This window comes from Sphingomonas sp. ASV193 (genome assembly GCF_040203355.1).
In the GTDB taxonomy this organism is placed as follows: Bacteria; Pseudomonadota; Alphaproteobacteria; order Sphingomonadales; family Sphingomonadaceae; genus Sphingomicrobium.
In genome coordinates this window covers 480,532-493,823 of the sequence record NZ_JBEHBW010000001.1, presented here as the reverse complement: position 1 = coordinate 493,823, position 13,292 = coordinate 480,532, and the positions used below count along the sequence as shown (strand labels likewise).

Below are 13,292 nucleotides of genomic sequence, written 5' to 3'. Positions count from 1 at the left end.
GCACGAAACTTGGCGGGCGGCCAGCATCGCGCCCGCCGAATCGACGAGTTCGTTACTGGGGGAATCATGAAAAGACTGCTGTTCGCGGCCTCCGCCGCGACGTTCTGCGTGTCTGCGCCGGCGCTGGCACAGGCCGCCGATCCTGCGCCGACCGACCAAATCCCGGCCAAAGAGTCGGTGTCGATGCCGAAGCTCGACTTCGCGCCGTCACCGCAAGCCGAGCAGGATTTCGACAAATATTTCTATTTCCATCGCGACGATACCAGCTTCGAACAGGCCTATGCCGACATCCGCGAGTGCGATGCGCTCGCCAGCGGCAGCAGCATCTATCTGGGCGCGAGCGACGGTGCGGTCGCGGGGGCGATGGCGACCTACGGCGTCCTGGCGGGGGCTGCCGGCGGGATGATCGGCAGCCTTGTCGGCGACGCGATCTTCGGATCGGCCGCCCGGCGGCAGGCGCGGCGGATCAACCTGCGCAATTGCATGGGATTCAAGGGCTACCAGCGCTTCGGCCTCCCGCGCGAATTGTGGACCGCGTTCAATTTCGAGGAAGGCCTCGGCCGCAAGCGCGAACCGGTGCGGCTCAAGGCGCTGGCGACCCAGGCGCTGGTGGCGTCCGGGCCGGCGCCGACGACCAAGGCGCTCGGGCTGTGAGCGCGCTTCGCATGGCGGTTGCCGCCGCGCTCCTTTCGGTTCCGGCGATGGCCGGGGCCAAGCCGATCAGCGACAAGGACGTCATATCCGGCAAGGTCAGGCTCGACCAGACGCTCGGTTACATCCTGATCAGCGGCGACAACCGGCAGTCCGGAGTCTTCCTGCGGGTTCCCGATGCCGAGACTCGAAAGACTTACGAAGCCGACCGTCTCAAGGCATTCGCCAAGGCCCATCAGAAATATGTGCAGGCCATCCAGGCATCGTCGGCGACGCCCGTCGCGGAGGGGACGGACCTCGAGGAACCCAAGCTCGACAGCTTCACCATCGATCCGATCGAATTGCGCGACGCCGAGTCGTTCGGCCCGATGTTCGCCTATTCGAAAGACACGAGGCTGCACTACCTCCAGTCGGTCAAGCCCGGAACCTATATCTGGTACGGCCCGATCATGGTCGCGGGCGGCCCCGGGACCGGCTCGTGCAACTGCATGGGTTCGGTGCGGTTCGAGGTGAAGCCGGGCGTGGTGACCGACCTCGGCACCTCGCTTGTCGACCTACCGCGCTGGCAGGACGACAAGGACGTCGCTCGCCTGCAGCTCGACCAGACCAATGCGAAGCGCGTGGCGGCGGGCAAGGAGCCGCTCAAGGCGCCGTCGAGCGGGGAAGTGCATTACGGCCTGCCCGACAGCCTGGCGGCGTGGCCGTCGGTACGGCCGGCGTTCCAGGCGAGCGGCAAGATGAACAACTATTACGGGGCGACCGTCACGCGGCTGGCCCCCATTCCGGGTGTCCTCGCCTATCATCGCGATGTCGTGGTCGATGCCCGAACCGGGGTAGAAATCGCGAACGAGACCTTGGTAAGCAGGGCCAGGATCAAGAAATAGCGGAGGTGAGCGTGCGGGGAGCGTGGTTCGGGTTTGCAGCGCTTGCTGCCACGATGGTCACGCTCTCCGGATGCGCCACGGTCGGCCAGCGTACCGCCGTGTCGCGTCCGCCCAAGCTGGTGGTCGCGATCGCGGTCGACCAGTTCAGCGCCGACCTGTTCGACGAATATCAGCCGCGCTTCACCGGCGGGCTCGCCCGGCTGGCGCGGCGCGGGACGCTGTTCCACAACGGCTACCAGGCGCACGCCGCGACCGAGACGTGCCCCGGCCACTCGACCATCCTGACCGGCGACCACCCCGCGCACACCGGGATCGTCGCCAATAATTTCTACGACCCCGCGGGCAAGCGCTGGCCGGCGGCGGTCTATTGCGCCGAGGACGAGGACCGCGGCACCGCCGCCAACTATGTCGTCTCCCCGCGCCACCTCAAAGTGCCGGTGCTCGGCGAGCGGATGAAGCGCTTGTGGCCCGAGAGCCGCTCGGTGGCGATCGCCGGCAAGGACCGCGCGGCGGTGATGATGGGCGGACACACCCCCGACATTCGCTGGTATTATCGCGACGGCCGCTTCCAGACCGACCTCGATGCCAAGCCCGACGATGACGTCATGGCGGCGAACGCGAAGCTGAAGGCGCTCGTCGCCAGCCATGCGCCACCGCTGCTCGTCCCGGCCGACTGCCTCGCCCGCGCGAAGGGGGTGGCGACCGCGCCGAAGGGCCCCACGGTCGGGGCCGGCCGGTTCGAGCATGACCCGAGCGAACAACTGTTCCGCGCCTCGCCAGCGCTCGACGAGGCGGTGCTAAACCTCGCCGGCGACGAGATCGACCGCGACCAGCTCGGACGCCATGCCTCGCCCGACCTTCTCGCGATCAGCCTCAGCGCGACCGACTATGTCGGCCATGCCTTCGGCACCGAGGGGCAGGAAATGTGCATCCAGCTCCACCGGCTCGACGCGATCCTCGGCGCCTTCCTCGACGGGCTCGACCGGCGCGGGATCGATTATGCGCTGGTGCTGACCGCCGATCATGGCGGCACCGACATTCCCGAACGACTGAGCGACGGCAAGCGCTACGGCTTCCCGAGCGGCGCGATCGGCGAGGCGATCAAGGCGCAGCTCGGGCTGAAGGCCAACCCGCTGGTCGGCGGGGGCGACGTCTATCTCGACCCCGCGCTCGACCCCGCGACCCGCGACAGGGTCGTCGCGCTCGCGCTCGCCGCCTACCGCGCCGACCCCAACGTCGCCGCCGTCTTTACCAGGGCCGAGCTCGCCGCTTACCCGATCCCGACCGGCGACCCGGTCAACTGGAGGCTCGAGGACCGCGCGCGCGCCTCGTTCGACGCGAAGGTATCGGGCGACCTCACCGTCCTCCTGAAGCGCCACGTCGTGCCGATTCCCAAGCCGGCGGTCGGCTATGTCGCGACCCACGGCAGCGCGTGGGACAACGACCGGCGGGTGCCCATTCTCTTCTATCGCCCGCGCGCCCGCGCGGCCGAGCGGCGTGACGACATCATGACCGTCGACATCATGCCCACGCTCGCGGCGTGGCTCGGGCTTCCGGTCGAAGGCGCGATCGACGGCCATTGCGTCGCGGGCGCGGCTGGCGCAGTCTGCCCCGGCCGCTAGGCGCGCAGGAGCGCGGCTATCCGGCGTGTAGGGGAGGGTGCGATGCGTCGAACCGCCGCGCTGGTGCTGGCCGCGTCGAGCCTCGGCGGATGCGTCGCGACTCGCCAATATGCCGATGTGAACTTCGCCCCGCCGCAGGGTTCTTACCGCCTGCTGGTGATGCGCCCCGACGTAGAGGTCGGGTCAGTGACCGCCGGCGGCCTCACCGAACCGCGCGCCGACTGGACCGAGGCGGCGCGCAGGAACCTCATCGCTGCGCTGAGGGCGCAGCAGGCGGGGCGCGGCGGCGACGTCCTCGTGCTCGACCGACGCGACGGCCTGCCCGGGGTCGGGGCCGACGAGGTCGCCGAGTTCGAACGGCTCAACGGCGCGGTCGGCAACGCGATCGCGATCCACAAGTACATGGGCTATTCGCTTCCGACCAAGCGCGGGAAGGGGCTCGACTGGACGCTCGGCGATACCGCCACCGCGCTCGGGCGCAGGACCGGCTACGACTATGCGCTTTTCCTCTATGCCGAGGATAGTTTCGCGACTCGCGGGCGGGTCGGGCTCCAGATCCTCGGCATCGCCGGCTGCGCGATCGGCTTCTGCGCGCCGACGATCGGCGGCGGCGGCGAGTTCGCCTATGCCAGCCTGGTCGACCTGCGCACCGGCAAGGTCGCCTGGTTCAACATCCTCCAGACCGACGGGCAGGTCGCGGGGGTGAAGCTCGGCGATATCCGCACCCCCGAGGGCGCGGCGCAGATGGTCGAACGGCTGATCGGGCGGATGAAGCCGGGCCGGGCGATGCGCGCCAGATGACCGCGCCGCGGGTCGGTCGCCGCGCGCTGCTGGCGGGAGGCGGGGCGCTCGGCGCGGCGATGCTCACCGGGACCGCGAACGCGCGGGTGCTCCCCGCCCAGATGGTGCCGCTGGTTGGCGCGGGTTACCGCCCGGTCGATGCCGACGAGAAGGGCATGTGGGCGCAGATGGACCGCGTCGAGGAGGAGATCGCCGGGTCGAACCTCCTCGTCGAGGACCGGCAGGTGACCGCCTATCTGAAAGAGCTGATTGGTCGCGTCGGCGGACCGGCGGCGGCCGATTTCCGGATCTACCTCGCCCGCGTCCCCGACTTCAACGCGATGATGTTCCCGACCGGCTTCGCACTGGTCTACTCGGGGCTTCTGCTGAGGATGCGCGACGAGGCGCAGCTGGCCGGCGTGGTCGGGCACGAGGCAGCGCATTTCCTGAGGAAGCACCAGATCCGCGCGTGGCGCGACACGAAGAAGAAGACCGACGTCTACGCAGCCCTGTCGATGCTCGGCGGGATTGCGGGGGGCGCGGCGGGGGCGAACCTCGGCAATCTCCAGCAGCTCGCGCAGCTCGGCGCGGTGATGTCGCTGCTCAAGTACAGCCGCGACATGGAGTCCGAGGCCGACGCGCTCGGCATCCGCAACATCGCCGCCGCCGGCTACGACCCGATGGCGATGCCGCAGACGTGGCGCCAGCTGATCGGCGAGCTCCGCTATTCCAACTATTATCGCGGGCAGCGCTACGAACGCGACGTCTCGCTGTTCGCGACGCACCCGATCCCCGAACAGCGGCTGGCCGACCTGAGCGTTTCGGCCGCCGAAGTGCGCGAGCCGGGAAAGGTCTACAGCGCGCGGCGCGCCGAGTTTCGCGCCGCGATCGCCGGCATCCGGCCGATGCTGCTCGACGACCAGGTCAAGCTCAACGACCCCGGGGGCAGCCAATATATCGTCGAGACGCTGGCGCAGGATGGGTGGGACGGCCCGCTGCGCTTCGCCGAGGCCGAGATCTGGCGGCTGCGCAACCGTGATGGCGACACCCTGCGCGCGGCGCAGGGCTATGCCGCCGCGGTCACCTACGCCGATGCCCCCGCCGACGCGTGGCGCTGGCACGGGCTGATGCTGTCGAAGGCCGGGCGCAAGGCCGAGGCGCGGGTCGCGTTCGAACGCTACCTCGCGCTGGCACCCGCCGCGCCCGACGCGCCGTTCGTTCGCCAGATGATCGCCGACTGAAGGGATGGGGATGCGGTATTATTTAGGGCTGCTCCCGGTGGCGCTCGGCCTCCTCCTCGGCGGCTGCGAGGCGCTCGACGGGGCGGGAAATGTGGTCAACAGCGGCGCCTTCGCGCTCGTCCGCGCGCGGCCGACCGCGGTCGGGAATCGCTCGATGTGGGTGACGCCGCCGCGCGAGTGGAATCGGATCCGCCCGCGGCTGTTCCTCGACATCGGCGAGGTCGAGGACTGGACGCAGAACGGCTTCACCCTCGACGACATGACGTTCGTTACCGGGTTGAAGGACAAGCAGTTCATCGTTCGGCAGGACCGCAGCGAATATCGGCAGGTGCCGCGATTCCGCGCCGACATGACCCCGCCCGAGGTCGTGGCGATGCTCGAAAGCCTCTACCGGGTGACGGGCGGGGCGGCCGAGTTCCGGACGATCGCCCTGGTGCCCCGGCGCTTCCTCGGCGTTAACGGCTGGCAGCTCGATTACGAGCATCTCGACGGGGATGAGCTGTGGCGTCGGGGGCGCGTGGTTGGGGCAACGATCGACGGGCGGCTCTACCTCGTCATGCTCGATGCCGCGCGCGCGCATTATTTCGACGCCGACCTGCCCGATTTCGAGGCGCTCGTCGCCTCGGCCGAGCGGCGCTAGGCGGCGACCGGGTCGGCGGGCGGCGGCGGCTCGGGCTCGCCGGGAAGCGGCGGCGCCTCACCCGGCGGCAATTCGTCGGGGCCCGGCGGGCGGCTCGCCATCACACCGTCCCGGGCGACGGCGCGCCGGGAGCGGGAATGTCGACGTCGCCACCGGGCGCGGGCGCCTCGGCCGGGGGCGGGGTCGGGCTGGCCGGGGGCTCGGGGGTGACTGGCGGTTCGGGGGGCTGGGTCGCCATGGGACGGTCCTTTCGACAAATGCTCTGCCTTTCAAAACATTCGTCGCCCCTGACTGGTTGCTCGCCCCGCCGCTTGCGCCGCCGCCCTTGCCCCGCTGGCCAGCCTTGCTATAGGCGCGCCACTTCATCAGGCGTCCGCGCGGGCGTGGCGGAATTGGTAGACGCGCTGGATTTAGGTTCCAGTATCGCAAGATGTGGGGGTTCGAGTCCCTTCGCCCGCACCAATCCGCCCCGAAGCCAGTCCGGGGGACTGGCGGAGGCAGGATTCGGGCGCAGCCAGTCCGGGGGACTGGCGAGCACTGCGATCGCCGAGGCGACCCGCGTAGACGCATTATTGAGCAGGACGAGAAACGTGAGCATCAAGACGGTCGAGACGGAAAACAAGGGCCTCAAGCGGGCCTATACGGTGACCATCCCCGCCAAGGACATCGACGCGCGGGTCGACGGCGAGATCAAGAAGATGGCGCCGCAGGTCCGCATGCCCGGCTTCCGTCCCGGCAAGGTGCCGCCGAACCTCATCCGCAAGATGCACGGCGAGGCGCTGATGCGCGACGCGCTGCAGAGCGCAGTGCAGGACAGCGTCCAGCAACTGATCAGCGACAAGGCGCTCCGCCCGGCGATGCAGCCCGAGGTCGAGCTCGGCGACGACTATGAGGCGGGCAAGGACGCCGAGATCAAGGTCACGCTCGAAACGCTTCCCGAGGTGCCGAGCCCGAAGATCGACCAGATCAAGCTCGAGCGGCTGACTCTCGAGGCCGACGACGCCGCGGTCGACGAGCAGCTTAAGCAGCTCGCCTCGGGCCAGCAGCGGTTCGAAGCCGCCAAGAAGGGCCACAAGGCCAAGAGCGGCGACCAGGTCGTGATCGACACCGTCGGCAAGGTCGGCGGCAAGGCGTTCGATGGCGGCACGCTCGAGGCGATGCCGGTGACGATCGGCTCGGGCACCCTCATTCCCGGGTTCGAGGAGCAGCTGATCGGCGCGGCCGAGGGCGACGAGGTCACGGTCAACGTCACCTTCCCGAAGGACTACCAGGCCAAGGAATTGAAGGGCAAGGCGGCGACCTTCGACTGTGTGGTCAGGGAAGTGAAGGTCCCGGTTGAGGCGAAGGTCGACGACGACTTCGCCAAGTCGCTCGGCCTGACCGGGCTCGACCAGCTCCGCTCGATGCTCAAGGACCAGCAGCAGCAGGAGCTCAACGGGCTCACCCGGACCCACATGAAGCGCCGCCTGCTCGACCAGCTGGCGAGCGAGCATGACTTCGACGTTCCGCCGTCGATGGTCGATGCCGAGTTCGAGCAGATCATGTCCCAGCTTCGTCACGAGGCGAGCCATGAGGAGGACGCCGAGGCCGCGCTCAAGGAAATCGAGGGCGATTCGGCCGAGTATCGCAAGATCGCCGAGCGCCGCGTTCGCCTCGGGTTGCTGCTGAGCGAGATCGGCACCGCCAACGGGATCGACATCACCCAGCAGGAGATGAACCGGCTGATCGGCCAGGCGGCGGCGCAGTATCGCCCCGAGGACCGCGACCAGTTCATCCGCTTCGTCCAGGAAAACCCGATGGCGGCGGCGCAGCTTCGCGCACCGCTGTTCGAGGACAAGGTGGTCGACTTCCTGTTCGACAAGGCCGACGTGACCGAGCGCAGCGCGACCCGCGCCGAGATCGAGGCCGATCTCGAGAGCGAGGAAGGCCATGTCCACGGCCCCGGCTGCGGCCACGACCATGGCGAGGCCAAGCCGAAGAAGGCGGCCAAGGGCAAGGCCAAGGCCGACGACAAGCCGAAGGCCGCGGAAAAGGCTGCCGACGCCAAGCCGGCCAAGGGCGGGGACAAGCCCGCCAAGGCCAAGCCGGCCCCGAAGGCCGAGGCGACGAGCGAAGCCAAGCCTGCTGCCAAGAAGGCCCCCGCCAAGAAGCCCACGAAAAAATAATCTTTTTCTGCCATCCCGGTGACGACCGGGATGGCGAAACGGGGGGACGGGGTGAAACAGTCGGCGCGCGTGGCAGTGATCCTGCCCTGTTACAACGAGGAAGCCGCGATCGCCGAGACGATCGCCGGCTTCCGCGCCGCGCTGCCCGAGGCGGCGATCTACGTCTACGACAACAACAGCAAGGACCGGACCGGCGAGATTGCCCGCGCCGCCGGGGCGATCGTCCGCGTCGAGCGGATGCAGGGCAAGGGCCATGTCGTCCGCCGGATGTTCGCCGACGTCGATGCCGACATCTACATCATGGCCGACGGCGACCTGACCTACGATCCGAAGGCGGCGCCGGCGATGGTCGCGATGCTTGCCGAAGAGCAGCTCGACATGGTCGTCGGCACGCGCCAGCACGAGGCGGCGGAGGCCTATCGCGGCGGCCACGTGCTCGGCAACAAGCTGTTCACCGGGCTCCTCTCGGGCTTGTTCGGGCGCAGCTTCACCGATATCTTCTCGGGTTACAGGGTGTTCTCGCGGCGCTTCGTGAAGAGTTTCCCGGTGCTCAGCGCGGGGTTCGAAATCGAGACCGAGATCAGCGTCCACGCGCTCGAGCTGCGGATGCCCGTCGGCGAAATGGTCACCGCCTATGGCGCGCGGCCCGAGGGCTCGGCCTCGAAGCTGAGCACCTATCGCGACGGCTGGCGGATCCTCAAAACGATTGGCACCCTCTACCGGGTCGAGCGCCCGGCGCTGTTCTACGGCATGATCGCCTGGCTGCTGCTGCTCGCCGCGGTGGTGCTCGCCTTCCCCTTGCTGGTTACTTATCTTGATACCGGGCTCGTACCGCGGATGCCGACCGCAATCCTGGTCACCGGCATGGTGATCGTCGCGACACTCAGCCTGCTCGCCGGGCTGATCCTCGACACGGTGACCCGCGGTCGCCGCGAAGTCCGGCGGCTCGCCTACCTCGCCCAGCCGGCGCCGGGCGCGGAGTTGTTGCACTAGCGAAGGCGGTCGCGGTAGTCTGGCGCGATGACTCCGTCCCAGCTCGTTTCGAACGCGCAGTGCATTGCGATAAAGGTCGGCTCGTCGCTGCTCACCGGCGACCGGACGGCGTGGATGGGCTCGCTCGCGGCGGACATCGCCGCGCTTCGTGCCGAGGGCAAGACCGTCTTGCTCGTGTCGTCGGGCGCGGTGGCGCTCGGTCGGCAGCGGCTCGGCCTGCGCGGATCGCCCCGGCTCGCCGCCAAGCAGGCCGCGGCGGCGACCGGTCAGCCGCTGCTGATGGCGGCGTGGAACGCGGCGTTCGCGGCGCACGGGCTGACCGCCGCGCAACTGCTGCTGACGATCGGCGATACCGAAGCCCGGCGGCGCTGGCTCAACGCGCGCGCGACGATCGAGACCCTGCTCGGGCTCGGCGTAGTGCCGGTGGTCAACGAGAATGACAGCGTCGCGACCGAGGAGCTGCGCTACGGCGACAACGACCGGTTGTCGGCGCGGGTCGCGCAGCTGGCCGGGGCCGACGTGCTCGTCCTTCTGTCCGACGTCGACGGTTTTTACGAGCGCGACCCGGTCGCCGATCCGTCGGCGGCCCTGATCGACCGGCTCGAGGCGATTGGCACGGACGAGTTGGCGGCGGCGGGCGGCGCGGGAACCGCGGTCGGGACCGGGGGAATGCGGACCAAGCTCGAGGCGGCGAGGATCGCGCAGGGGTTCGGCTGCGCCACGCTGATTGCGTCGGGCGTTCACGACCACCCGCTCGCCCGGCTTCGCGCGGACGGTGCGCGCGCGACGCTCGTCCCGGCGCGCGGGTCGCCGGCTAGCGCCTACAAGCAGTGGATCGCGGGGACGCTCGCCCCGCTCGGCCAGCTCGGGATCGACCGGGGCGCGGCCGACGCGCTGGGGCGGGGGAGCAGCCTGCTGCCGTCGGGGGTGCGCTCGATCGAGGGCGAGTTCGTCCCCGGCGACTGCGTGCGGATCCTGTGCGACGGGCGCGAGCTCGGACGCGGGCTTGCCCGCTACGGCGCGCGCGAGGCGAGCGTCATCGCCGGGCTGCGCGCCACCGACATCGCCGGGCGCCTCGGCTACAGCCGGGGCGACGAACTCATCCATCGCGACGATCTGGTGCTGACATGAGCCTGCAAGACGAGATGCTGGCGATGGGCCGCCGCGCGCGCGAAGCGGCGGCGGCGCTGCGCGACTGTGCCGCCGACGAGCGGAGCGCGGCGATCCGATCGGTCGCCGATGCGATCCGCGCGCACGAAGAGGCGATCCTCGCCGCCAATGCCGAGGACATGGGCGAGGCGACCCAGCATCTCGACCGGTTGCGGCTCGATCCGGAGCGGCTCGCGGGAATTGCCGACGCGGTCGAGGCGATCGCCGGGCTGCCCGACCCGGTCGGCGCCGAGATGGCGCGGTGGAAGCGGCCCAACGGGCTCGACATCGCCCGCGTGCGGACCCCGATCGGGGTGATCGGCATGGTATTCGAAGCGCGGCCCAACGTCGCCGCCGACGCTGCCGCCATCTGCCTGCGGTCGGGCAATGCGGTGATCCTTCGCGCGGGCTCGGACGCGTTTCGCAGCGCGAGGGCGATCCACGCGGCGATCGTCGCCGGGCTCGAGGCGAGCGCAGTGCCCGCGGCGGCGGTCCAGCTGGTGCCGACGACCGACCGGGCGGCGGTCGGGCAGATGCTCGGCGGGCTCGACGGGACGATCGACCTGATGATCCCGCGCGGCGGGCGGGCGCTGGTCGAGCGGGTTCAGGCCGAGGCACGGGTGCCTGTGCTCGGCCACCTCGAAGGGGTCTGCCACACCTATGTCCACGCCGCTGCCGACCCGGCGATGGCGCCGCGGATCGTCCGCAACGCCAAGCTTCGCCGCGTGTCGGTGTGCGGATCGACCGAGACGCTGCTGATCGACCGCGACGCCGCGCCCGCGCTGCTCCCCGGCATCGTCGCGGCGCTCGGCGACTGCGAGCTTCGCGGCGACGAGGCGGCGCGGGCGATCGTGCCGATGGAGTCGGCGAGCGAGGACGACTGGCGCACCGAATATCTCGCCCCGATCCTCGCCGTCCGCACGGTCGGCGGGGTCGACGAGGCGATCGACCATATCGCCCGCTACGGCACCGGCCATACCGAGGCGATCGTCACCGAGGACGCGTTCGTCGCCGCCCGCTTTCTCGACCGGGTCGATAGCGCGATCGTGATGTGGAACGCGTCGACCCAGTTCGCCGACGGGGGTGAGTTCGGCTTCGGTGCGGAGATCGGCATCGCCACGGGGCGGCTCCATGCGCGCGGGCCGGTCGGGCCCGAACAGCTCACCAGTTTCAAATATGTCGTCCGGGGGCAGGGGCAGGTGCGTCCCTGACGCCGACGGGGTTGAACCTTTCCCCGCGCCCGCCGATGTAAGGGCGGCAACACGCAAAGGGACCAAGTTTTCTCATGGATCATCAGGACATCGTTTCCGGCCTCGTGCCGATCGTCATCGAGCAGTCGAACCGGGGCGAACGGTCGTTCGACATTTACTCGCGGCTGCTTCGCGAGCGGATCATCTTCGTCACCGGCGCGGTCGAGGACCACATGGCCTCGCTGATTACGGCCCAGCTGCTGTTCCTCGAGAGCGAGAACCCAAAGAAGGACATCTTCATGTACATCAACTCGCCGGGCGGTGTCGTCACGGCGGGTCTCGCGATCCACGACACGATGCAATACATCCGGCCCAAGGTCGGGACGGTGTGCATCGGCCAGGCCGCGTCGATGGGCAGCTTCCTGCTCGCCGCGGGCGAGCCGGGGATGCGCGTCGCGCTGTCGAACAGCCGGATCATGGTCCACCAGCCGTCGGGCGGGGCGCAGGGCATGGCCGCCGACATCGAGATCCAGGCGCGCGAAATCCTGCGGATGCGCAGCCGCCTCAACGCGCTCTATTCGAAGTACACCGGCCAATCGATCGAGGAGATCGAAAAGGCGATGGACCGCGACAAGTTCCTCGAGGCCGACGAGGCCAAGGCGTTCGGGCTGATCGACGAGGTATTCGACAAGCGCCCCGACGCGGGCGACGATGCCGGCACCGGCGCGGGCGACGTCACGCCCGCCTGAGTCGTCACAAAAGCGTCATTTTTCTTGCGGCCCGACAGGGTCACGACTAGGCCCGCCTCGCTTGAGGCGGGCCTTTTCGACTCCGCCGGTCCGGGGTTCGTTTATCCGCCAGATTGCCGCCTTGCCTTATCGAACGCTCGGCCGGTCGATCGATTCGCCGGTGTCGATCCTCCTGGTCACCAGCCGCGAGTCGAAGCGCTGGGTGATCCCGAAGGGCAATATCGGTGCCGAGACCGACCCGCATCATGCCGCCGCGATCGAGGCGCTCGAAGAGGCCGGGGTGCGCGGCAGCGTCTGCCCGACCCCGCTCGGCACGTACCGCTATCGCAAGCGGCGCGGCAGCGGGGCGTCGCTGATGGCCGATGTCGAAGTGTTCCCGCTGGCTGTCAGCGAGGTGCTCGACGACTGGAAGGAGCGGGCCGAGCGTGAACGCGCCTGGTTTTCGCTCAACGAAGCAGCCGACGCGGTCGAGGAGCACGACCTTCGCAACCTCATCCGCTCGTTCGGCTCGACCGAGTTCAACCGCGCCACCACCCGCACCGGCCTGATCGAGGCGGTCGCGAAGAAATCGAAGGTAGGTCCGATGTTCGCCTGGTTCCAACGCCTGCTGCCCAAGAGCGGCGGCTTTTTCGAGATGTTCGAGGCGCACGCGACCGCGCTGGTCGCCGCCGCCGATGCCACCGGCCGCCTGTTCCAGGGCGGCGACAAGGCCGCCGAGCATATCCGCGAGATCCATGAGCGCGAGCATGACGCCGACGAGGTCATCCGCGCGACGCTGAAAACGGTTCGCGAGACCTTTCTGACCCCGTTCGACCGGAGCGCGATCACCTCGTTGATCGGATCGATGGACGATGCGATCGACGAAATGCAGGCCGCGGCGAGCGCGGTCGACCTCTACAGCCTGCGCGATTTCTCGCCCGAGATGAAGGACATGGCCTCGATCGTCGTAGATTCGGCGCGGCTCGTGGCCGAGGCGATCCCGCTGCTCCGCGACGTCGGCAGGAACGGGTCGCGGCTCCACGAGCTGACCGAGCGGCTGGTGCGGATGGAGGGCCATGCCGACGAAATCCACGCCGCGGGACTGAAGCGCGCGTTCGAGAAGTATCGCAAGGGCGAGGCGATAGAGTTCACTGTCCGCCGCGAGATCTTCAAGCATCTCGAGCGGATCTGCGACGCGTTCGAGGACGTCGCCAACCAGATCGACGCCATCGTCATCGACCACGGCTGA

13 protein-coding genes and 1 tRNA gene are annotated in these 13,292 nt (G+C 69.1%); 13 read left to right on the top strand and 1 reads right to left on the bottom strand.

The annotated features are described in order from the left end of the window. Window positions 1-66 precede the first annotated feature (66 nt). The 6 genes from ABDK56_RS02550 to ABDK56_RS02525 are packed head-to-tail and all read left to right on the top strand — an operon-like array spanning window position 67 to window position 5,818. Window positions 67-654 carry a hypothetical protein gene (locus ABDK56_RS02550; RefSeq protein ID WP_349806486.1) on the top strand — a complete coding sequence of 196 codons (588 nt, stop codon included), beginning with the start codon at window positions 67-69 and terminating at the stop codon, window positions 652-654. Then, window positions 651-1,535, top strand: a complete 885-nt coding sequence (locus ABDK56_RS02545) for a hypothetical protein (protein WP_349806485.1) — start codon at window positions 651-653, stop codon at window positions 1,533-1,535. Before ABDK56_RS02550 ends, ABDK56_RS02545 begins: the two co-directional genes overlap by 4 nt. A 53-nt stretch (window positions 1,536-1,588) precedes the next feature. Further along, the gene (locus tag ABDK56_RS02540; protein WP_349806484.1) at window positions 1,589-3,157 is read left to right on the top strand and encodes an alkaline phosphatase family protein; all 1,569 of its coding nucleotides are present in this window, start codon (window positions 1,589-1,591) and stop codon (window positions 3,155-3,157) included. Between the two features lie 42 nt (window positions 3,158-3,199). Further along, window positions 3,200-3,958 (top strand): hypothetical protein, encoded by a 759-nt coding sequence (locus ABDK56_RS02535; RefSeq protein ID WP_349806483.1) that lies wholly within the window; start codon window positions 3,200-3,202, stop codon window positions 3,956-3,958. Then, window positions 3,955-5,178, top strand: coding sequence for a M48 family metallopeptidase (locus ABDK56_RS02530; RefSeq protein ID WP_349806482.1), 1,224 nt, complete (start codon window positions 3,955-3,957; stop codon window positions 5,176-5,178). The genes ABDK56_RS02535 and ABDK56_RS02530 overlap by 4 nt, the downstream gene beginning before the upstream one ends. 10 nt (window positions 5,179-5,188) lie before the next feature. Continuing rightward, window positions 5,189-5,818 carry a hypothetical protein gene (locus ABDK56_RS02525; protein WP_349806481.1) on the top strand — a complete coding sequence of 210 codons (630 nt, stop codon included), beginning with the start codon at window positions 5,189-5,191 and terminating at the stop codon, window positions 5,816-5,818. Window positions 5,819-5,918: 100 nt separating this feature from the next. Here ABDK56_RS02525 and ABDK56_RS02520 read toward each other — a convergent pair whose 3' ends face one another. After that, the gene (locus ABDK56_RS02520; RefSeq protein ID WP_349806480.1) at window positions 5,919-6,056 is read right to left on the bottom strand and encodes a hypothetical protein; all 138 of its coding nucleotides are present in this window, start codon (window positions 6,054-6,056) and stop codon (window positions 5,919-5,921) included. A 139-nt stretch (window positions 6,057-6,195) separates the two neighbouring features. Here ABDK56_RS02520 and ABDK56_RS02515 point away from each other — a divergent pair. The 7 genes from ABDK56_RS02515 (at window position 6,196) to ABDK56_RS02485 (ending at window position 13,292) form a co-directional block, all read left to right on the top strand. Then, window positions 6,196-6,280: transfer RNA gene (locus ABDK56_RS02515), tRNA-Leu, on the top strand. 134 nt (window positions 6,281-6,414) lie between these two features. Further along, window positions 6,415-7,983 carry a trigger factor gene (gene tig / locus ABDK56_RS02510; protein WP_349806815.1) on the top strand — a complete coding sequence of 523 codons (1,569 nt, stop codon included), beginning with the start codon at window positions 6,415-6,417 and terminating at the stop codon, window positions 7,981-7,983. A gap of 30 nt (window positions 7,984-8,013) precedes the next feature. After that, window positions 8,014-8,976 carry a glycosyltransferase family 2 protein gene (locus tag ABDK56_RS02505; RefSeq protein ID WP_349806479.1) on the top strand — a complete coding sequence of 321 codons (963 nt, stop codon included), beginning with the start codon at window positions 8,014-8,016 and terminating at the stop codon, window positions 8,974-8,976. A 27-nt stretch (window positions 8,977-9,003) separates the two neighbouring features. After that, the gene (gene proB / locus ABDK56_RS02500) at window positions 9,004-10,107 is read left to right on the top strand and encodes a glutamate 5-kinase (RefSeq protein WP_349806478.1); all 1,104 of its coding nucleotides are present in this window, start codon (window positions 9,004-9,006) and stop codon (window positions 10,105-10,107) included. Beyond that, window positions 10,104-11,336, top strand: a complete 1,233-nt coding sequence (locus ABDK56_RS02495; protein WP_349806477.1) for a glutamate-5-semialdehyde dehydrogenase — start codon at window positions 10,104-10,106, stop codon at window positions 11,334-11,336. Before proB ends, ABDK56_RS02495 begins: the two co-directional genes overlap by 4 nt. Window positions 11,337-11,410: 74 nt before the next feature. Next, complete coding sequence (locus tag ABDK56_RS02490; RefSeq protein ID WP_349806476.1) at window positions 11,411-12,064, top strand: ATP-dependent Clp protease proteolytic subunit; 654 nt, start codon at window positions 11,411-11,413, stop codon at window positions 12,062-12,064. A gap of 121 nt (window positions 12,065-12,185) precedes the next feature. Next, window positions 12,186-13,292 (top strand): DUF47 family protein, encoded by a 1,107-nt coding sequence (locus tag ABDK56_RS02485; protein ID WP_349806475.1) that lies wholly within the window; start codon window positions 12,186-12,188, stop codon window positions 13,290-13,292.